This is a genomic window from Spirillospora sp. NPDC029432 (assembly GCF_040703975.1).
Taxonomy (GTDB): Bacteria; Actinomycetota; Actinomycetes; order Streptosporangiales; family Streptosporangiaceae; genus Spirillospora.
The window spans coordinates 35,947-54,921 of the sequence record NZ_JBEZWH010000020.1 but is presented as its reverse complement, the minus strand read 5'-3'; the positions used below and the strand labels follow the sequence as shown (position 1 = coordinate 54,921).

The 18,975-nt window shown below is 72.4% G+C and carries 18 protein-coding genes; 14 read left to right on the top strand and 4 right to left on the bottom strand.

Going from position 1 to position 18,975, the window contains the following annotated elements; genetic code table 11:
- Positions 1-134 precede the first annotated feature (134 nt).
- Positions 135-1,157: a LacI family DNA-binding transcriptional regulator gene (locus tag AB0881_RS18305; protein WP_366618104.1), complete on the top strand. Its 1,023-nt coding sequence runs from the start codon at positions 135-137 to the stop codon at positions 1,155-1,157.
- 97 nt (positions 1,158-1,254) lie between these two features.
- Here AB0881_RS18305 and AB0881_RS18300 read toward each other — a convergent pair whose 3' ends face one another.
- Entirely contained in the window at positions 1,255-1,635 is a 381-nt protein-coding gene (locus AB0881_RS18300; RefSeq protein ID WP_366618103.1) for a metalloregulator ArsR/SmtB family transcription factor, read from the bottom strand.
- Positions 1,636-1,953: 318 nt separating this feature from the next.
- Between AB0881_RS18300 and AB0881_RS18295 the strand changes: the two genes are divergently transcribed.
- From AB0881_RS18295 to AB0881_RS18285, 3 genes are read left to right on the top strand one after another with little or no spacing between them, the layout of a single operon-like run.
- Positions 1,954-3,081, top strand: a complete 1,128-nt coding sequence (locus AB0881_RS18295; protein WP_366618102.1) for an acyl-CoA dehydrogenase family protein — start codon at positions 1,954-1,956, stop codon at positions 3,079-3,081.
- A gap of 22 nt (positions 3,082-3,103) precedes the next feature.
- Entirely contained in the window at positions 3,104-4,342 is a 1,239-nt protein-coding gene (locus AB0881_RS18290) for an acyl-CoA dehydrogenase family protein (RefSeq protein ID WP_366618101.1), read from the top strand.
- A 31-nt stretch (positions 4,343-4,373) separates the two neighbouring features.
- Positions 4,374-5,909: a class I adenylate-forming enzyme family protein gene (locus tag AB0881_RS18285; RefSeq protein ID WP_366618100.1), complete on the top strand. Its 1,536-nt coding sequence runs from the start codon at positions 4,374-4,376 to the stop codon at positions 5,907-5,909.
- Positions 5,910-6,084: 175 nt separating this feature from the next.
- On the opposite strand, the gene AB0881_RS18280 is transcribed toward AB0881_RS18285, so the two are convergent.
- The 3 genes from AB0881_RS18280 to AB0881_RS18270 form a co-directional block, all read right to left on the bottom strand.
- Positions 6,085-7,548 (bottom strand): MFS transporter, encoded by a 1,464-nt coding sequence (locus AB0881_RS18280; RefSeq protein WP_366618099.1) that lies wholly within the window; start codon positions 7,546-7,548, stop codon positions 6,085-6,087.
- A gap of 141 nt (positions 7,549-7,689) precedes the next feature.
- A complete protein-coding gene (locus AB0881_RS18275) occupies positions 7,690-8,406 on the bottom strand; it encodes an MFS transporter (RefSeq protein WP_366618098.1) in 717 nt (238 codons plus the stop codon).
- A 76-nt stretch (positions 8,407-8,482) separates the two neighbouring features.
- A complete protein-coding gene (locus AB0881_RS18270) occupies positions 8,483-9,547 on the bottom strand; it encodes a phosphotransferase (protein WP_366618097.1) in 1,065 nt (354 codons plus the stop codon).
- A gap of 311 nt (positions 9,548-9,858) precedes the next feature.
- Between AB0881_RS18270 and AB0881_RS18265 the strand changes: the two genes are divergently transcribed.
- The 10 genes from AB0881_RS18265 to AB0881_RS18220 all read left to right on the top strand — a co-directional run bounded on the left by AB0881_RS18265 (position 9,859) and on the right by AB0881_RS18220 (position 18,847).
- Positions 9,859-11,043 (top strand): CoA transferase, encoded by a 1,185-nt coding sequence (locus tag AB0881_RS18265; RefSeq protein ID WP_366618096.1) that lies wholly within the window; start codon positions 9,859-9,861, stop codon positions 11,041-11,043.
- Positions 11,040-11,495, top strand: coding sequence for an OB-fold domain-containing protein (locus AB0881_RS18260; protein ID WP_366618095.1), 456 nt, complete (start codon positions 11,040-11,042; stop codon positions 11,493-11,495). The genes AB0881_RS18265 and AB0881_RS18260 overlap by 4 nt, the downstream gene beginning before the upstream one ends.
- Positions 11,492-12,694, top strand: a complete 1,203-nt coding sequence (locus tag AB0881_RS18255) for a thiolase family protein (protein WP_366618094.1) — start codon at positions 11,492-11,494, stop codon at positions 12,692-12,694. Before AB0881_RS18260 ends, AB0881_RS18255 begins: the two co-directional genes overlap by 4 nt.
- Before the next feature lie 69 nt (positions 12,695-12,763).
- On the top strand, positions 12,764-14,233 hold the full coding sequence (locus AB0881_RS18250) for an aldehyde dehydrogenase family protein (protein WP_366618093.1): 1,470 nt from the start codon (positions 12,764-12,766) through the stop codon (positions 14,231-14,233).
- A gap of 26 nt (positions 14,234-14,259) precedes the next feature.
- Positions 14,260-15,471: an amidohydrolase family protein gene (locus AB0881_RS18245; RefSeq protein WP_366618092.1), complete on the top strand. Its 1,212-nt coding sequence runs from the start codon at positions 14,260-14,262 to the stop codon at positions 15,469-15,471.
- 3 nt (positions 15,472-15,474) lie between these two features.
- Entirely contained in the window at positions 15,475-15,681 is a 207-nt protein-coding gene (locus AB0881_RS18240; RefSeq protein WP_366618091.1) for a ferredoxin, read from the top strand.
- A gap of 5 nt (positions 15,682-15,686) precedes the next feature.
- The gene (locus AB0881_RS18235) at positions 15,687-16,463 is read left to right on the top strand and encodes an SDR family oxidoreductase (RefSeq protein ID WP_366618169.1); all 777 of its coding nucleotides are present in this window, start codon (positions 15,687-15,689) and stop codon (positions 16,461-16,463) included.
- A gap of 6 nt (positions 16,464-16,469) precedes the next feature.
- Positions 16,470-17,714 carry a cytochrome P450 gene (locus AB0881_RS18230; protein WP_366618090.1) on the top strand — a complete coding sequence of 415 codons (1,245 nt, stop codon included), beginning with the start codon at positions 16,470-16,472 and terminating at the stop codon, positions 17,712-17,714.
- 12 nt (positions 17,715-17,726) lie between these two features.
- Complete coding sequence (locus AB0881_RS18225) at positions 17,727-18,167, top strand: nitroreductase family deazaflavin-dependent oxidoreductase (protein WP_366618089.1); 441 nt, start codon at positions 17,727-17,729, stop codon at positions 18,165-18,167.
- A 20-nt stretch (positions 18,168-18,187) separates the two neighbouring features.
- Positions 18,188-18,847: a TetR/AcrR family transcriptional regulator gene (locus AB0881_RS18220; RefSeq protein ID WP_366618088.1), complete on the top strand. Its 660-nt coding sequence runs from the start codon at positions 18,188-18,190 to the stop codon at positions 18,845-18,847.
- Positions 18,848-18,975 lie beyond the last annotated feature (128 nt).

The window sequence follows — 18,975 nt, the reverse complement described above, 5'->3', positions numbered from 1 at the left end:
TTCAAAGCTCGTAAATATGTCGAATGGGGTAGATTGCTGCAGTGTCGGGTGGCGATCGGCGCGGTCGGCCTCCCCCTGCGGTGAGCCGAGGTCCGGCCCGCGCGGGAACGTCCTTCGACCCATCGGGAGACGATGTGCCCAGGCAGCCGGCGGGCGGCGGCCCCTCCACGCCGCCGCGTTCGCGCCCCGCGACCAGCGTCGACGTCGCCCGGCTGGCCGGTGTCTCGCGCGCCACGGTGAGCCATGTCCTCAACGATCAGGTCGAGCGGTTCAGCGAGGACACCGTCCAGCGGGTGCGCAGGGCCGCCGCGGAACTCGGCTACGTCCGCTCGGCGGCGGGCCGCGCGCTGGCCCTCGGACGCAGCGACTTCATCATCGTGGCCGTGCCGTCCGCGACCTTCATGCGGCTCCAGGACGTCATCGAGGTCATCTCCGCCGACATCGAGGAGCTCGGGTTCACCATGGTGGCGCACTTCGCCCTGTCGCGGGGGAAGGGCTCGTCGAACCGGCTGCGGCACATGGTCGAGACGATGCGGCCCGCGGGAGTCGTCGATCTGGGCGGGCTGTCCCCCGGGGACCGCGAGCTCATCATGCGGGCCGGCTGCCCGGTGCTTCCGCAGCTGGTACGGCCCGACGTCAACCGCTGGATCGGGACCCTCCAGGCCCGGCACCTGCACTCCCGCGGCCACGGCGAGATCGCGTACGCCTTCCTGGCCGGCGGGCGCGACGACCATTACGGGCGGGGGCGTTCGTCGGCGGTCACGGCGTTCTGCGCGTCGGAGGGGCTGAGCGCGCCCGCCCGCGTCCATGTGCCCATAGAGGCCGAAGGCGCGCGGCGGGTCCTCGAGGACCTGGTGCGGTCGCGCGGACGGCCGGTGGGGATCGCCTGCTACAACGACAAGGTGGCGCTGGCGCTGGTGTTCGCGGCGAAGAGCCTCGGGCTGGCCGTGCCCCGGGACGTCGCGGTGGTCGGCGTCGAGGGGGCCGACATCGGGCAGGTCGTCTCGCCCCGGCTGACGACCGTGATGAGCGATGTCGCGGCCGCGGTGCGTCACTTCCGGGCGGCGCTCGCGTCGGTCTACGGCGGCGGGCCGTCCCCGGAGGAGACGACGGAACTGGAGGACACGTTCGTGCTCCTGCCCGGCGAGACGACGTAGCGCCCGCCCTCGCCCGAGCCGTCCGGCCCGTGCGGCAGGCCGCGCGACCCGCCAGGTCGTGTGGCGCTCCGCGCCGGTGCCGTACCGGCGGTGACGGCTACCAGGTCAGGAGCCTGACGTTGGCGTCGGCCTCGTCCGCCGCGGCCGGGGCCCGCTCCGCGCGCGGGGCGGGACGGGCGCGGACGGCGCCCTTCTCCTCGTCCGGGGCGAGGTCCCACAGCTCGCCCATCACCTCGCGCATCACGTCCCTGCGCAAGGAGTAGAAGTAGTTGCGGCCCCGCTTGTGCACCTCGATCAGCCCGGCCTGGGAGAGGATCTTGGTGTGGTACGAGATGGTCGGCTTGGAGACGGGCAGCATGTCCTCCAGGAGGCTGCACGCGAACTCGTCCTCCTGGGCGATCTGCTGGACGATGCTCCACCGGATCGGGTCGCCCAGCGCCTTGAAGACCTCTGTCACCGCGACGGGTTCGCGGGCCATGACGCCCCCCTCTGTCTGTCGGTCGTCTATTCTTCCAGTATTCGGCAACTATGAATCTAGCCGAACCGAGGGTACGGCACCTTTTCGGCCGGTGTGAAACGACGCACAGGGTTCGCCGTCAAAGCTCTTGTCAGGTTCCCGAGGAAGTAATCACACGGCTGCCGAGGCGGCAGCGATACTTCGATACATTGACAACTATTCCGCCATCGTGTTTAGTGAACCCTGTCCGGAACGGTGACGGGCAGGCCGGAACCTCCGGGTTCCGCGGGCCGTCCGGAGCCGGCCGGCGGTCTCGCGACGATGTGAAGGGGAGTCCCGATGGAGCTGGCGCTCTCGCCGGATCAGAAGCTCTTCCAGGAGTCGGCCAGGGGGCTTCTCGAGCAGGAGTACTCCCTCGACCGCGTGCGCGGCATGGAGGGGAGCGAGCTCCGCTGGTCGCGGGACTGGTGGCGCAAGGGAGCCGAGCTGGGCTGGGCCGCCGCCGTCGTTCCCGAGGAACTGGGCGGCGGGAGCGTGTCCGGCGAGGGCGTCCGCGACCTCGCCGTACTCGCCGAGGAGCTCGGCGCCGGAGTGGCGCCGGGGCCGGTGCTCCCGGTCAACGTCGTCCTCGCCGGACTGGTCGCGGCGCACGGGCGCGGACCCGACCACGGCGAGCGGATCGAGGCCCTCGTCGCGGGGGAGACCATCGCGACCTGGGCCGTGTACGAGCCCGGCCGCGAGTGGACGCCCGCGGACCCCCGGCTGACGGCCGCGCCGGCGGACGGCGGCTACGTCCTCGACGGCGTCAAGGACCGCGTCCAGGACGCGGGGCAGGCCGATCTCCTGCTGGTCACGGCGAAGACCCCGGACGGGGTGGCGCAGTTCCTCGTCCCCGCCGCCGCGGCCGGAGTGACGATCTCCGAGCAGTGGACGGTCGACCTGTCCCGCTCGTTCGGCGAGGTCCGCTTCGACGGGGTGCGGGTGGACGCCGGCGCCCTCGTCGGCGCGCCGGGAGCCGACGAGATCATCGAGCGGCAGCTCCAGATCGCCCTGGTCGTCCAGTGCGCGGAGGTCTGCGCCGTCCTCGACCGCGCCTTCGCGATGACGACGCGGTGGGCCTTCGACCGGTACTCGTTCGGCCGTCCGCTGGCGTCCTACCAGGCGCTCAAGCACCGGTTCGCCGACATGCGCACCTGGCTGGAGGCCTGCCACGCGACGACGCAGGCCGCGGCCGCCGCCGTCCAGGCGGAGGCGCCGGACGCCGCCGAGCTGGCCAGCGTGGCCAAGTCCTTCGTCGGCGAGCGCTCGCTGCCGATCCTCCAGGACTGCGTGCAGATCCACGGCGGCATCGGCGTCACCTGGGAGCACGACCTGCACCTGTTCCTGCGCCGTGCCGTGCTCGACCAGGCCCTCTACGGGACGCCGGAGGACCACCGCCTCCGCCTCGCCGATCTGGCCTCCCTCTGACTCGCCGAAGGACTGATCCGTGATGACCGACAGCACGATGGAGAGCGTGGAGTCCTTCCGCGCCCGGGCGCGGGCGTGGCTGGCCGAGAACATGCCGCCCCGCGACGGCTCCCTGCCGCCGCTGGTCGAGGACGACGCCCACGAATGGGAGCGCGCCCGCGAGCTCCAGAAGATCCTCTACGCCGGCGGCTTCGCGGGCATCTGCTTCCCCCGCGAGTACGGCGGGCTCGGCCTCACGTTCGCCCACCAGCAGGCGTTCACCGAGGAGAGCGACCCGTACGAGATGCCGCTGCTGCTGAACATGCCGACGTTCGCGATCTGCGCCCCGACGCTGCTCGACATGGGGAACGAGGAGCAGAAGCGGGAGCGGATCGGGGCGGCGATCCGGGGCGAGGAGGTCCTCTGCCAGTTCCTGTCCGAGCCGAGCGGAGGATCGGACCTCGCGGGCCTCATCACCCGCGCGGACCGCGACGGCGACGGCTGGGTGCTGAACGGCGCGAAGACCTGGAGCACCTCGGCCTACGCGGCCGACTGGGGGCTGTGCCTGGCCCGCACGGACTGGGACGTGCCCAAGCACCGCGGTCTCACGATGTTCCTGGTCCCGACGAAGGCGCCGGGCGTGACGATGAACCGCATCCGCATGGTCAACGGCGTCCGGGAGTTCTGCGAGGAGTTCTTCGACGACGTGGTCCTGCCGGCGTCGGCCGTCGTCGGCGAGGTCGGCGGCGGCTGGACCGTCGCGTCGAGCCAGCTGTTCCACGAGCGCAACGCCATGGGCGGAGGCTCGCCCTACATCAGCGGTCGAGGCGAGGCCCGGACCATGCCTCGCGTGAACCCGCTGAACGTCGCCGCGGCCTCGGGCCGCTCGGACGACCCACGGGTCCGGGAGATGCTCGGCGAGTACCTGACCCTGATGAGGGTGCACGAGCAGACGGCCGAGCGGGTGACGCGCGCGCTCGAGACCGGCGTCCTGCCCCCGGCCGCCGCGTCGATGCTGCGGCTCCTGCACGCCGAGGCCACCCAGCGCGGGGACGACCTGGCGCTCCGGATCGCGGGGGCGAACGCCGCCACGGGCACCGGCCCGTCCGAGGGCGTCGGCGGCCGGACCGCCATCGGCTACCTGATGCGGCAGGGGGGAAGCCTCGGCGGCGGCAGCACCGAGATGTCGCGGAACATGATCAGCGAGCGGCTGCTCGGGATGCCCCGCGAGGCCGCCCCGGACCGCGACGTCCCCTTCAAGCAGGTCAAGCGCGGCCGCTGACCGGCTCTCGACGACAGGCGGTGGAGCTTCGATGAACCTCGCGATGATCCTCGACATGGTCGCCGACGGCATGGCCGATCGGGTGCTCGTCGGGGACCGGGAGACCGGTCTCACCGGAACGGACCTGCGCGCCCGGGCCCTGGCCGGCGCCGGCCACCTCGCCTCGCGCGGGGCGCGCCGGCTGCTCTACCTGGGGCCGAACGGCCCGGCGTTCCCCGTGGCGCTGTTCGCCGCCGCCTATGCGGGCGTCCCGTTCCTGCCGGTGAACTACCGGCTGGGCGCCGAGCAGCTCGCCGACGTGATGGGGCGCCAGGAGTCCCCGCTCGTGGTGACGGACACGCCCGAACGCGTGCCGGGGGCCGAGACCGTCGGCATCGGCGAGTTCATGGCGCTGACGGCCGGCGACGACCCGGCCTCCACGTCCTCGGCGTCTCCTGTGTCTTCCGCCGCTTCGGTGGCGGCCGCGCTCGACCCCGAGGCGGTCGCCGTGCTGCTCATGACGAGCGGGACCACCGCGGCGCCCAAGAGCGCCGTGCTCCGCCACAGCAACCTGACCTCGTACCTGTTCGGGTCGGTCGAGTTCGGCTCGGTGCCGGACACCGACGCGACCCTCGTCAGCGTCCCGCCGTACCACATCGCGGCGGTCGCGAACGCGCTCTCGAATCTCTACAGCGGCCGCCGGATCGTCTACATGGACCGGTTCGCCCCCGGCGACTGGCTCGGCACGGTGGAGCGCCAGCGGATCACCCACGCCATGGTGGTGCCGACGATGCTGGCCCGGATCGTCGCCGAGCTCCGGGAACGGGGGACGCCGGGCCCCGGCTGCCTGAAGTCCGTCTCCTACGGCGGAGCGAAGATCGCCCCCGAGATCATCGAGAGCGCGCTGAAGCTGTTCCCCGGCACGGGGTTCGTCAACGCGTACGGGCTGACGGAGACCGCGTCGTCGATCGCGGTCCTCGGCCCGGACGACCACCGCGAGGCGGCTGACTCGGCCGACCCGTCCGTACGGGCCCGGCTGGGTTCGGTCGGGCGCGCGCTGCCGTCGGTCGAGATCGAGGTGCAGGACGACCAGGGGCGCGCGTGCGCCCCGTACATCGTCGGCGACATCGTCGTGCGGGGACCGCAGGTGTCGGGGGAGTACCTCGAGGCCGGCAGCAAGGTGCGCGGCGACGGCTGGTTCCCCACCCGGGACCGCGGTTACCTCGACGACGCCGGCTACCTCTTCGTCCGGGGGCGGGCCGACGACACCATCATCCGGGGCGGCGAGAACATCGCGCCGGCCGAGATCGAGGACGCGCTGGACGGCCACCCCGCGGTCCTGGAGTGCGTCGTGGCCGGTGTGCCGGACGTCGAGTGGGGGCAGCGGATCGGCGCGTTCGTCATCGCGCGCCCCGGCGCCGAGGTGGACGCCGACGAACTGCGGTCGTGGGTGCGCGAACGGCTCCGCGGCTCCAAGACCCCGGAGCACGTCGTGTTCGTCGACGAGTTCCCGACGACCCCCACGGGCAAGGTGCTGCGCCGGGAGCTCGTCGCGCTCGTGCACGGGGACGACTCCGTCCCCGCGTAGTCCGCGGCCCACCGCCACCACCGGCATCGCCGTTCCGGAAGCTGGACGACGCCTGCCTCTGAGCTTCGACCTCCCGCCGCCCGCGTGCACACCCAAAGCAGTCGCCCTCCTCCGGCTGGAGGAGGGCGACTGATCGTGGACGGCCCCGGCGCCGGTCCTCACCGGGGTGTTCGGTTCAGGCCACGGCCCGCTTGGCGTCGACGTCGGCCGACGGGGCCTTCCCCGCCTCCGCTCGGCGGGAACCGCCGATGAAGGCCGTGAGCAGGAGGGTCACCGCGGCGGAGCCGATGACGAACAGGCATCCGGCGGTCAGTGCCGTCTCGGTCGGCAGGTGGGTGCCGGGCGCGGTCCAGGTGGCCAGGATGATCGAGCCGATCGACAGGCCGGCGGCGATCCCGATGTTCAGGACCACCCGGTTCATTCCGGTGGCGGCGCCGGTCTGCTCGGGCGGTACCGCCTCGACGATCAGGTTCGGTGTCGCGGTGAAGGCGAACGCGGAGCCCAGGGTGGTGAAGCCCATGGCGATCACGGTGCCCGTCAGGCTCTGCGCCTGGAAGATCCAGATGGTGGGGCCGATGATGTAGAGGGCGGCCGCGACCGCCAGGGCCCACCGGGCGCCCACCACCTGGGAGATCCGCCCGCTGGCCGCGGCCCCGCCGTACCCGACCACGGCGATGGCCAGCCCCACCACGCCGGCGGCGGTGGGCGACAGGCCCATGCCGACCGGTGCGCTCTCGGGCAGCTGGAGGACGATCGGCGTCAGGATGACGACCGTCCCCTGACCGCCCACGCCCACCATGACCGTGGCCAGTGTGGTCAGCAGGATCTTGCGGTCGCCGAACTGCCGGACGTCGATGATCGGCTCGCGGACGCGCCGTTCCCACCACACCCAGGCGGCGAGGGCCACCAGCCCCACCAGGATCGACCCCAGCACCCACCCGTCCGTCCAGCCCCAGCCCCTGGCCTGGGTGAAGCCGAACAGCACGAACGCGGTGGCCGGGACGAGGAGCGCGGCGCCGACCACATCGACCGGCGGCCGCGGTATGAGACCGGGCGTGCGCGGCAGGCCGACGAAGGCCACCAGCGCCGCGCCGGCCCCCAGCGCGGTCGCGACCAGGAACATCACGCGCCAGCCGCCACTGTCGAGCAGCATCCCGGCGAACAGCGACCCGGCGCCGGCCGAGACCGGGACGATGCCGCTGAGCAGGGCGATCGCCAGCGGAACCCGCCGTGCCGGCAGCAGCTCGCGCACCAGGCCGTAGGAGATCGGCAGGGCGCCGGCGGCCAGGCCCTGCACCCCGCGGCCGAACACCACCATCCACAGATCCGTCGCCAGCACGCTGATCAGCGATCCGCAGGCCGCCGCCACGAGCAGCAGCGTCAGGACCTTCCTGCGGCCGAAGATGTCGCCGAGCCGGCCGCCGGTCGCGGCGCAGGCCGCGCCCACCAGCAGGTACGAGGTGGTGGTCCAGCCCGCGGCCGCGGAGTCGGCCTCGAAGACGCGCATGAAGGTGGGGATGGCGGCGATCGCCATCGCTGTCTCGGTGACGGCCAGGACCTCGATCGCGATCAGCGCGATCAGTACGCCGGTATGGCCCCGTTCTCTGGGAGGTGCGGCCGGTTCGGGTGTGGGGATCATCGAATCCTCCAGGGTGGGATCGGCTCGGCCGTCCGGCCCTCAGGGCGCGGGGACACGAGCACTGGTGGGGAGAGGGGCTGGTGACCCGCGCCCGTTCGGTTCGGGGGACGCGGCCGAGGTGGTGCTCGCGGAGGTTCTGCTTCAGGCCGCCGCCTGCTCGGTGCCGGGACGCGGTGCCGCCGCGCGCTCCGGGCCGGTGCGGCGGGCGTCGCCGAAGAGGGTGGCGGGGACGAGGAGCGCGGCGCCGACCACGTCGACCGAGGGGCGCGGTGTGAGCCTGGGCGTGCGCGGCAGGCCGGCGAACGCGACCAGCGCCGCGGCGGCCCCCATGACGGTGGCGACCAGGAACATCAGGCGCCGGCCGCCGTTGTCGAGCAGGACCCCGCCGAGCATGCCCCCGATGCCGGCGCAGACCGGGACGATGCCGACGAGCAGCGCGTTCGCGACCGGTACCCGCCGTGCCGGCAGTAGTTCGCGCACCAGCGCGAAGGAGATCGGCAGGATGACGGCGGTGAGGCCCTGCACCGTACGGCCGAGCACCACCATCCACAGGTCGGTGGCCAGCATGCTGATCAGGGATCCGCAGGCCGCGACCGTGAGCAGCAGCGTGAGGACCTTCCTGCGGCCGAAGATGTCGCCGAGCCGGCCGCCGGTCGCGGCGCAGGCCGCGCCCACCAGCAGGTACGAGGTGGTGGTCCAGCCCGCGGCCGCGGAGTCGGCCTCGAAGACGCGCATGAAGGTGGGGATGGCGGCGATCGCCATCGCTGTCTCGGTGACGGCCAGGACCTCGATCGCGATCAGCGCGATCAGCAGGCCGGTGTGGCCCCGCTTTCTGGATGGGGCGGGCGTGGGGGGCATGGGTGCCTCCGGGACTCGGACGGGCCTCCTGGGACGGACCGGGTCCGCCTCGCGGGCCTTCGCCGGCGGGGCGGGCTCAGTGGCCCAGTACGGCGAAGCTGTCGTGGTCGGCGGCCGCGGTGCCGAGGCGGTGCTGGAGCTCGCTGGTCATGGCGGGCTTGACCTGCTGGGTGACGCCCCACAGGTAGAAGCCGTGGACGATGCCGCGCCGCACGCCGAGCCACGCGTCGTCCCACGACGGCGCCTCGACTCCGGCGGCGCGCAGCCGGTCGAGGTAGTGGCGGAGCAGGTCGTGCTCGTTCCGCCGCCGGTCGTCCACGGTGAGCGTGGAGGCGATGTGGTACCCGACGTCGAGGTACCACGGCCCCCGCTGCACCAGTTGCCAGTCGAGGAAGGAAGGGCGGCCGCGGCCGTCGCGGTAGAGGTTGCCGACGTGGGCGTCGCCGTGGATCACCGACCAGGGGGACTCGGCCGCGGCCTGCCCGATCAGCGTGCGGTACGCCGCGACGAGCCGTTCGGGATCGCGGACCTCCGCGGGCACGCCCGCGCCGATGTCGCTCTCGAAATTGGCCCGGATCTCTTTCACCCCGCGGGCGGCGAGGGTGTAGTGGAGCCGCGACGCCAGCCAGTCCTCGGCCCCGAGAGCCGGATCGCCCCAGGTCGAGGCGTGCAGCAGGGCCAGCTGCTCGAGGCTCTCGGCGGCCAGCTCCGGCGTGTACTCGCTCGCGGGGTCGAGGAACGTGGCGCCCTGGGCGACGACGTCCTCGGTGATGACCACGCCGTGCCGGGTCTCGGGGTCGATGTCCGCGTAGACGCTGCGCAGGGTGCGGACACCGCACGTGGCGGCCAGGTTGCGGTAGAAGGCGACCTCGGGCACCCCCGCGCTGCGGGCCGGCCAGCCCAGCTCCGTGAAGTACCCCTTGGCGCACAGATTCGGCGACAGCCCGTCGGGAAGGCCGGACTCGCACTCGATGCGGAAGCGGGCGTTGGTCGACAGCCGGCTGACGACGGGACCGGGCGTGACCGCGGTGACGCGGACGCCCGGGAAGCGGGTACCGAGCGCCGCGTCGAGCCACGCGGGCGACAGGACGTCCTCCAGTGCGGGCGGGGCGGGCAGGTGGCGCTGGGTCGGTGAGGACATCGGACTCCTTTGATTTATAGTTTTGGAACTCTGAAATGGGAAGGTAACACCGCCTCGCGGATCTGGCCAGAGAGGAATCCGGGCCACTCCAGGGGTGGGGCGGACCGCCTCCGCCCCTGATCATGAAGCAGGTCGGCGGCCTCGAACGGGCGGCGGACCCGCCTGGAGCGGGCGGGTCCCGGCTTGGTTCATCAGATCCAAAATCACAAAACTATTTACAAGATGAGACTCCCGTTCTACTGTTGCGCGTACTCAGGTTCCAGCGCCCGACCAGGGGAGGCAGCTTCGTGCACGAAGGAGCGTTCGACGGTTTGAGAGTCGTCGAACTGGCACAGTGGGTGTTCGTTCCGGTCGCCGGCGCCCTCCTGGCCGACTGGGGCGCGGACGTCGTACGGATCGAGCGCCGGGAGGGCGACCCGTACCGCGGCCTCGCCACACAGGGGATCGGGACCGACTCGGGCGGCGTGAACCTGTCGATGGCCCTGGCCAACCGCGGCAAGCGGTCCGTCGCCCTCGACCTGCGCCACGAGCAGGGCCGGGCCGTGCTCGACGAACTGCTGGAGACCGCCGACGTCTTCCTCACCAGCTTCCGCCCGGGCGCGCTGCGGCGCCTCGGGCTCGACGCCGAGACGCTCACCGAACGGTTCCCCCGGCTCGTCTACGCCCGGGGCCACGGCTTCGGAGTGCGCGGGCCCCACGCCGACCGCCCCGGCTACGACTCGTCCGCCTTCTGGGCGCAGGGCGGGATGGCCCACGTCCTGACGCCGCCCGACCGCGCGCACCCGATCAGCCAGCGCGGCGCGATGGGCGACCGCAACGGCGCCATGGCGCTCGCGTTCGGGACGGCGTCGGCCCTCCTCCGCCGGGAGCGCACCGGCAGCGGATCGGTCGTGGACGTCTCCCTCCTCGCCACCGCGATGTGGACGCTGTCCTCCGACCTGCTCTCCGCCCTCCAGGGGCAGCGGCCGCGCGCCGCCTCGGCGGAGGACGCCTACGTCAACCCCCTGGTCGGCATCTACCGGACCAAGGACGACCGGCACATCCAGCTCGTCTTCCTGCAGGGCGACCGCTACTGGGCCGACTTCTGCCGGCTGGTCGAGCGCGACGACCTCGCCGCCGACCCGCGCTTCGCCGACATGGCGGCGCGGCGCGAGAACCGCGCGGCGTGCGTCGCCGAACTGGAGGCGGAGTTCGCCGGGCGGACCTTCGAGGAGTGGAAGGAGCTGCTCGCGAGGATCGACGCGCCGTGGGCGCCGGTGCAGGCCGTCGAGGAGCTCCTCACCGATCCCCAGGTCCTGGCCAACGGCTACATCGACGAGGTCGTCGACGACGAGGCGTCCTACTCGCTGCCGACGGTCCCCGTGCAGTTCGACGAGCGCCCGCCGACCCTGCGCCGGGCGCCCGAGCACGGCGAGCACACCGAGGCGGTGCTGCTCGACCTCGGGTACAGCTGGGAGCGGATCGCCGAGCTCAAGGACGCCGGGGCCGTCCCATGACCACGACGCGCGAGACAGGGGCGCCCGCCGCGACCGGGCGGCCCCTCCCGGTCCCGGACGAGACCTCCGCCCCGTACTGGGAGGCGGCGGCCGAGCACAGGCTCGTCCTGGCCCGCTGCTCCGCCTGCACGGCGTTCGTGATCCTTCCCGACCAGCTCTGCCCGCACTGCCACAGCACCGCGCCCGGGTTCGCCTTCGAGCCGGTGAGCGGCCGGGGACGGGTGCGGTCGTGGACGACCGTACGGCAGGCCTTCCTGCCGGGCTTCGAGCGGCTCGTCCCCTTCGTGCTGGTGGACGTCGAACTGGCCGAGCAGGAGGAGCTGCGCATGGTCGGGCGGCTGCTCGACGGCCCGGACGCCCCCGTGCGCCTCGGCGCCGGCGTGCGGGTGGCGTTCGAGGACGTGGCGCCGGGCGTCGCGGTGCCGGCGTTCGTCCTGGACGGTGCGGCATGAGCCGCGGGTTCCCGGCGCGCAACAAGATCGCGGTGGTCGGGTACGCGCACAGCGACGTGCGGCGCCACGCGGCGCGGCCGCTGGGCGCCCTGGCCGTGGACACCGTGCGGGCGGCGATCGCCGACGCCGCGCTGGAGCCGGAGCGGGTGGACGGCGTCGTCGCCGCGTCGCTGTTCCCGACGGCGGGCTCCCACGCCGCGGCCGACGGGATCAGCACGGTGACGGCGGGCTGGCTGGCCCAGCGCCTCGGCACCGAACCGCGCCACGTGTCGAGTTTCCAGGGGATCGGCCAGATCCCCGGCGCCGTCGCCACGGCCGTCAACGCCCTCGCCGCGGGCGCGGCCGACTACGTCGTCATGTTCCGGGCCCTGCACAATCCCCCCGGGCGCTACCACGCCAGCACGATCCGGGAGGCCGCCGGCATCGACCAGTGGACCGTCCCGCAGGGGTTCTTCGGACCGCTGTCGATGATCGGGCTGCCCTACAACGAGTACCTCCAGCGGTACGGCGCCGAGCGGGAGTCGATGGCCGCCGTGGTCGTCGAGGCCCGCAAGAACGGCTCCCGGATCCCCTGGTCGTACTGGTACGAGCGGCCGCTCACGGCCGAGGAGTACCTCGCGGCCCCGATGATCAGCGACCCGGTGTGCCGGTTCGACTGCGACATCCCGGTGGACGGCGTCGCGGCGTTCGTCCTGACCACCGCGGAGCGGGCCCGGGACCTGCCGCACCGCCCGGTGTACGTGTCGGGGTACGCGGCCGGGGCGAGCGCGGCCGCGCGGCTGCCGCTGCACTGGCCGCTCGACGACATCATGACCGCCGGGGAGGCGACCGTCCGGCGGCTGTGGGAGAGCGCCGGAGTGGGACCGGCGGAGGTCGATCTTCCCCAGCTCTACGACGGCTTCTCCCCGTTCGTCTACTTCTGGCTGGAACTCCTGGGCTTCTGCCCGAAGGGCGAGGCGCACCGCTTCGTCCAGGACGGGCGGATCGACGCCGACCGGCCCGACGGCCTGCCCGTGCTGTCGGGCGGCGGGGCCCTCGGGAACGGCCGGATGCACGGCATCCCGCAGATGCTCGAGTGCTACCTGCAGCTCTCCGGCCGCGCCGGAGCGCGCCAGCGCGAGAGCGCGACCGTCGGTGTCGCGTGCCAGTCGTCACCGCACTACGGAGGCGCCGTCGTCTACAGCGCCACACCTTTCTGACCACGCACATCCGACCCGCGCATCCCGCCGCTCCTGGCGGCGCCCCACCACGAGAGAAGGGACGGGCCGTTGACATCACTCCTACCTCAACGCGGCTCCTACATCGCCGGCAAGTGGACGGACGGCGACGACACGTTCGCCGTCGAGAACCCCGCCGACGAGTCGCACGTCGCGGACGTCTCCACCGCGCCCGTCGCGGAGATCGAGCGCGCGATCGCCGAGGCCAGGCGCGGCTTCGACGCCGGGGTGTGGGCGGACACCCCGCCCCTCGAACGGGCCCGGGTGCTGCGCGCCTTCCTCGACCACATCGAGGGGACCCGCGCGGCGCTCGTCGCCACCATGGTCGCCGAGGCGGGGCAGCCCGAGGTCTTCGCCCAGCACGCGCAGTTCGGCGCCGGCCTGGCGATCTCGCGGAACACCATCGACCTCTACCTGTCGATGACCCACGAGGAGTCCAACCCCGTCCCGGTGGACGAGCTCGTCCGCGACGGGGTGCGGCTGAGCGTCCGCAGGCACGAGCCCGTCGGCGTGGTGGCGGCCATCACGCCGTACAACGCGGCGTTCCTCATGGGCCTGCAGAAGATCATCCCGGCCCTGATGGCGGGCAACTCGGTGGTGCTCCGCCCGAGCCCGCTGACGCCGCTGTCCTCGGTGGTGTTCGGCGCGGCCGCCGAGGCGGCCGGGCTGCCGCCCGGTGTCCTGAGCGTGGTGCTGGAGCCGGGGCCCGAGGGCGCGGAACTGCTGACCCGTCATCCGGCGGTGGACATGGTGTCGTTCACCGGCTCGACCACGGTCGGCCGGCTGATCCTCGGCCAGGCCGCGCCGACGATCAAACGCGTGGCGCTCGAACTCGGCGGCAAGTCGGCCCAGATCTACCTGCCCGACGCCGTCGAGTCGGCCGCGGCGGGCGCGCTCGCCGTCGTGGCGGCGACCGCGGGGCAGGCGTGCGTCGCGGCGACCCGCATGCTCGTGCCCCACGACCGCAAGGACGAGGTCGTCGAGGCGGTGTCCCGGGCGTACTCGGCCCTCAAGGTCGGCCCTCCGACCGACCCGTCCGCCGCGATGGGGCCGGTCATCAGCGCCGCCCAGCGGGAACGCTGCGAGAGCTTCGTGGGGCTGGCCGTGGAGAACGGCGGCAGGGTGGCGTACGGGGGCGGCCGCCCGGAGGGCCTCGACCGCGGCTACTACTTCCAGCCGACGGTCCTGGACCTGCCCGACAACGCCAACCCGGCGGCACGCGAGGAGATCTTCGGACCGGTCATCGGGATCATCGGCTACGGCGACCTCGACGACGCCGTGCGGATCGCCAACGACAGCGAGTACGGGCTGTCCGGCCAGGTCTACGGCGCCGACACCGCCGCGGCGACGTCCGTCGCCCGCCGGCTGCGGACCGGAGCGGTCAACGTCAACACCGGCATGTTCAGCGCCTACGCGCCCAGCGGCGGCTACAAGCAGAGCGGTCTCGGCAGGGAGCGCGGGCCCGACGGCATCCGGGCCTTCCAGGAAGTGAAGCACCTGGCCATCGGCGGGCTCCGGTGAGCCCGTCCAACCGAAAGGAAGAGGAAATGGCGTCCGAACTGAACCTGGACTGGCTGATCTCGGTCGACGACCACGTGCTGGAGCCGCCGAACGTGTGGGTCGACCGCGTACCGAGCAAGGACCGCGACCGCGCGCCGCACATGGAGGTCGGCGACGACGGCATGGACTTCTGGGTCTACGACGGCAAGCGGATGCCCAGCTCCGGCCTGAGCGCCGTGGTGGGGAAGGCGAAGGAGGAGTTCAGCCCGGAACCGGTGCCCTACAGCGAGATGGCGCCCGGCTGCTACGACGCCGCCGCGCGGGTGAAGGACATGGACCGCGCCGGCATCCTCGCCTCGCTGTGCTTCCCGTCGGTGACCCGCTTCTGCGGTCAGCTCTTCTACGAGGCCGAGGACCGCGAGTTCGGGTTCACGTGCCTGCAGGCCTACAACGACTGGATGATCGACGAGTGGTGCGCGGCCGCGCCCGGCCGCTACATCCCGCTCATCCTGATCCCGCTGTGGGACCCGAGGCTGGCGGCCGAGGAGATGGAGCGCTGCGCCGCCAAGGGCGCCACCTCGTTCGCGTTCTCGGAGAACCCGGAGCCGCTCGGCCTGCCGACCATCCACGACCCGAACGGCTACTGGGAGCCGGTGATGGCCGCGGCCAACGACCTGGAGATGGTCGTGTCGATGCACGTCGGGTCGTCCTCGACGCTGCCGCAGATCTGCTCGGACGCGCCGTTCATGGCCAACCTCACCTGGGGCGCGACCAGGACCTCGGGCACGATGCTGTCGTTCCTGTTCAGCGGCCTGTTCCAGCGCTACCCCAAGCTGAAGATCGCGCTGTCGGAGGGCGAGGCCGGCTGGGCGCCCTACTTCCTGGAGCGGGCCGAGCAGGTCCTGGACAAGCAGCGCCACTGGGTCAAGCGCGGCACGAAGTTCATGGACCACGCCGGCAGCGGCGACGTGGTCGACCTGGACAACCTCGACCTGCGGGCCGACTTCCGCGACCACATCTACCTCTGCATCATCGAGGACGCGCACGCCATCGCCAGCCTCGGCGAGATCCCCGAGGACAACCTGATGTGCGAGACCGACTACCCGCACTCCGACACCACCTGGCCCAACAGCATCGAGGTGGCGAAGAAGACCATGGTCGGCCTGCCGGCGGAGACGCAGTACAAGATCCTCCGCGGCAACGCCGAGCGCCTCTACCGGTTCACGCCGGCCGAGCCGCCCGTCAAGGCCGGAGTCTGAACGATGAGCGGTCGTGTCGTCGTCGACCGGGACAAGTGCATCGGCGCGGGGATGTGCCTCGTCTTCGCGCCGGGGACCTTCGCCCATGACGAGGAGAGCACGGCGGTCGTCGTCGACCAGCGAGGCGACCCGGAGGACGCCATCAGATCAGCGGTGGAAGGGTGCCCCACCGGGGCGCTGAGCAGAGCGAAGGACGGAGCGACGGCGTGAGCGCCATGCTGGACGGCAAGAGCGCGGTGGTCACCGGCGCGGGCTCGGGCGTGGGACGCGCCTCGGCCCTCCGGTTCGCCGAGGAGGGCGCGCGCGTGGTGTGCGCCGACATCAGCCTCGAGCGGGTCGAGGAGACGGCCGAGCTGATCGGGAAGGCGGGCGGCGCCGCGGTGGCCGTCCGTGCCGACGTCTCCGCGGAGGACGACGTCGTCGCGATGCTCGCGGCGGCGGCCGACCACTTCGGCCGGCTGGACATCCTGTTCAACAACGCCGGGATCCCCACGCCCCGGCTCGGAGCCAGGCTGGAGGACCATTCCGCGGACGACTTCGAGCGGCTGATCGGGGTCAACCTCCGCGGCGTCTTCCTCGGCAGCAAGCACGCGGTGCTCCGCTTCAAGGAGCAGGGCGGCGGCGGGGTCATCCTCAACACCGGTTCGGTGGCGGGTCTCGTCGGCTGGGGCGGCTCGGTGTACGGCGCCACCAAGGGCGGCGTGCACCAGCTCACCCGGGCCGTCGCGATCGAGGGCGCGCCGTTCGGCATCCGGGCGAACGCCATCTGCCCGGCGGGGATGCCGTTCACGAAGTTCATGGCGGCCGGAGGGCTCGGCGACGAGTCGGGCCCGAGCGAGGAGGCGGTGCGGCACACCGGCGCCCAGCATCCGCTCGGGAAACCGATCACCGCCGAGGACTGCGCCGAGGCCGCGATCTACCTGGTGTCGGACCGGTCGGCCAACGTCACCGGCGTCCTGCTCCCGGTCGACGGCGGGTACGTGGCGAAGTGAGGGACGATGACTGAGACACAGGCGCTGGACCGGGCGCGGATCCGGGAGCTGTTCGACCTCCGCAGCAGCTACAACGCGCGGATGGGCGGCGACTTCACCACGGACCCGTACCCGATCTGGCACGAGCTGCGGGAAAGCGGGCCGGTGCACGAGGGCACCGTCCACGAACTGACCGGGTACCGCGGTTCGGCCGTCTTCCAGGGCCTGCCCGAGCCCGACCGGCCGCACTACTCGGCGTTCGGCCACGCCGCCCTGGACGCGGCCTACCGCAACCCGGAGGTGTTCGCCTCCTCCCCGGACGAGGTCGACCCCACCGGCGCCGCCGACGTCTCCAACAGCATGCTGTCGATGGCGGGGGACCAGCACCGCCGCTACCGCGCGCTGGTGCAGCCGTCGTTCGTGCCGGCGCGTGCCAGGTGGTGGATCACCAACTGGATCGAGCGGACGGTCCACGAGCTGATCGACGGGTTCGCCGGCGACGGCCGCGCGGAGCTGAACGTCGACTTCTGCGCGGCCATCCCGCTGCTGACCATCACCGGCAGCTTCGGGATGCCGCCCGAGCAGGCGCTCGAAGTGCGGGAGTCGCTGCAGGACCCGGTGAAGATCGTGCGGATGCTGGAGCCGATCGTCGCCGCCCGCCGGGAGGCGCCGCGGGACGACCTGATCAGCGTGCTCGTCGAGGCGGAGCTCAAGGAGGAGGACGGCGGCACCCACCGGCTCTCCGACGCCGAGATCTACTCGTTCGCGCTGCTGCTGCTGTTCGCGGGGTCGGGCACGACCTGGAAGCAGATGGGCATCACGATCACCGCCCTGCTGCAGCGGCCGGAACTGCTCCAGCGGGTCAAGGAGGACCGCTCGCTGCTCCGCCCGGCGACAGAGGAGGCGCTGCGGTGGATGCCCACCGACCCGATGTTCTCCCGGTACGTGACGCGGGACGTCGACTTCCACGGCACGCGCCTCCCCGCCGGCTCGGTGCTGCACCTGTGCCTGGGCGCGGCGAACCGCGACCCGGCCCGGTGGGAGCGTCCGGACGAGTACGACATCGCCCGGACGATGCGGGCCTCGTTCGCGTTCGGCGGCGGCCCGCACATCTGCCTCGGCATGCACGTCGCCCGGGCGGAGATCAGCACCGGCATCGGAGCGCTGCTCGACCGGCTCCCGAACCTGCGGCTGGACCCCGACGCCGCCGAGCCCCGCTTCATCGGCATGTACGAACGCGGAGTCACCGAGATCCCCGTGCTCTTCGGCTAGAAGGACGATCCCATGAGCGAGAGAGAACCCGGCTACAAGGCGCCCGACCTCGGACTGGTCGGGGCCGAGCACGTCAGGCGCTACCAGGAGACCGGCGGCGAGGTCGGCTACATGTGGAACGGCGTTCCGACGCTGCTGCTGACCACGACCGGCCGCAGGAGCGGGCAGCCCCGCACCTCGGCCATGATCTTCGGCCGCGACGGCGACGACTACCTCGTCGTCGCGTCCATGGGGGGCGCTCCCCAGCACCCGCAGTGGTACCGCAACCTGGAGGCCACCCCCGAGGCGGAGATCCAGGTGCGGGCGGAGCACCTGCCGGTGACGGCACGCACCGCGTCCGAGGACGAGCGGCCCCGGCTGTGGAAGATCGTGACGGAGGTCTGGCCGAACTACGACGTCTACCAGTCCCGTACCGAACGCCGCATCCCGGTCGTGGTGCTGTCCCCGACGTGAGCGCGAGTAACATGACCGCCGTGCCATGGGCCGAGAACGCAGCCGACCGGTCGCCGCTGGTGCAGCGGTGGCGGACGCGCAACATGCAGCAGACTCGCACCATGGTCGACGCCGCCCAACGGCTGATCACCGAGAAGGGCGGCCAGTGGACGACGCAGGAGCTCGCCAAGGAGGCCGGCGTCGCGGTCCAGACCTTCTACCGGCACTTCGGCGGGAAGGACCAGCTTCTCCTGGCCGTCCTCGAGGACCTGATCGACCGGCAGACCGAGGTGTACGAGGCCTCGACGCGGGACATCGACGACCCGGTCGAGCGCCTGCGCCGGTACATCGTGTCCGCGCTGGAGAGCCTGGGAAACGGGAGCGGGAACGCGGCGGCGCGGTTCATCACCACTGAGCACTGGCGGCTCCTCCAGCTCTTCCCGGAAGAGGTGTCGCGCGCCTCCCGCCCGTTCGTCGGCATGGTCGCCCGGGAACTCGAGGCGGCGCGGCGGGCGGGGCTGCTCGCCCCGCGCGACGTCGAGCACGATGCCGAGTTCCTGTCCATGCTGGTCATGTCCGTCTTCCATCACCACGCGTTCGCGCCGGGCGAGGAGCCGGTCGAGGCGATCGCCGAACGTCTCTGGAGATTCTGCCTGACCGGCATCGGCGGCCGGCCGGGCGGCGCGGCCGACGGGACCTGAGCCGCACGGCGGCCCGCGCACGAGCGGCGCGGGCCGCCGTGCGACCCGGCACCCGAGGCGTACGGACCCCCTTCCGCCCCCCCGGTGTGATCATGCGGCCGCGCATCTGACCTCGACGTCGATCTAGA

Excerpts from the sequence above, each read along its gene's own strand:
- AB0881_RS18260 (WP_366618095.1), top strand. The coding sequence starts at position 11,040 with ATGACCACGACGCGCGAGACAGGGGCGCCCGCCGCGACCGGGCGGCCC.
- AB0881_RS18270 (WP_366618097.1), bottom strand. The coding sequence starts at position 9,547 with ATGTCCTCACCGACCCAGCGCCACCTGCCCGCCCCGCCCGCACTGGAG.
- AB0881_RS18295 (WP_366618102.1), top strand. The coding sequence starts at position 1,954 with ATGGAGCTGGCGCTCTCGCCGGATCAGAAGCTCTTCCAGGAGTCGGCC.
- AB0881_RS18230 (WP_366618090.1), top strand. The coding sequence starts at position 16,470 with ATGACTGAGACACAGGCGCTGGACCGGGCGCGGATCCGGGAGCTGTTC.
- AB0881_RS18285 (WP_366618100.1), top strand. The coding sequence starts at position 4,374 with ATGAACCTCGCGATGATCCTCGACATGGTCGCCGACGGCATGGCCGAT.
- AB0881_RS18275 (WP_366618098.1), bottom strand. The coding sequence starts at position 8,406 with ATGCCCCCCACGCCCGCCCCATCCAGAAAGCGGGGCCACACCGGCCTG.
- AB0881_RS18235 (WP_366618169.1), top strand. The coding sequence starts at position 15,687 with ATGCTGGACGGCAAGAGCGCGGTGGTCACCGGCGCGGGCTCGGGCGTG.
- AB0881_RS18300 (WP_366618103.1), bottom strand. The coding sequence starts at position 1,635 with ATGGCCCGCGAACCCGTCGCGGTGACAGAGGTCTTCAAGGCGCTGGGC.
- AB0881_RS18225 (WP_366618089.1), top strand. The coding sequence starts at position 17,727 with ATGAGCGAGAGAGAACCCGGCTACAAGGCGCCCGACCTCGGACTGGTC.
- AB0881_RS18290 (WP_366618101.1), top strand. The coding sequence starts at position 3,104 with ATGACCGACAGCACGATGGAGAGCGTGGAGTCCTTCCGCGCCCGGGCG.
- AB0881_RS18280 (WP_366618099.1), bottom strand. The coding sequence starts at position 7,548 with ATGATCCCCACACCCGAACCGGCCGCACCTCCCAGAGAACGGGGCCAT.
- AB0881_RS18255 (WP_366618094.1), top strand. The coding sequence starts at position 11,492 with ATGAGCCGCGGGTTCCCGGCGCGCAACAAGATCGCGGTGGTCGGGTAC.
- AB0881_RS18245 (WP_366618092.1), top strand. The coding sequence starts at position 14,260 with ATGGCGTCCGAACTGAACCTGGACTGGCTGATCTCGGTCGACGACCAC.
- AB0881_RS18240 (WP_366618091.1), top strand. The coding sequence starts at position 15,475 with ATGAGCGGTCGTGTCGTCGTCGACCGGGACAAGTGCATCGGCGCGGGG.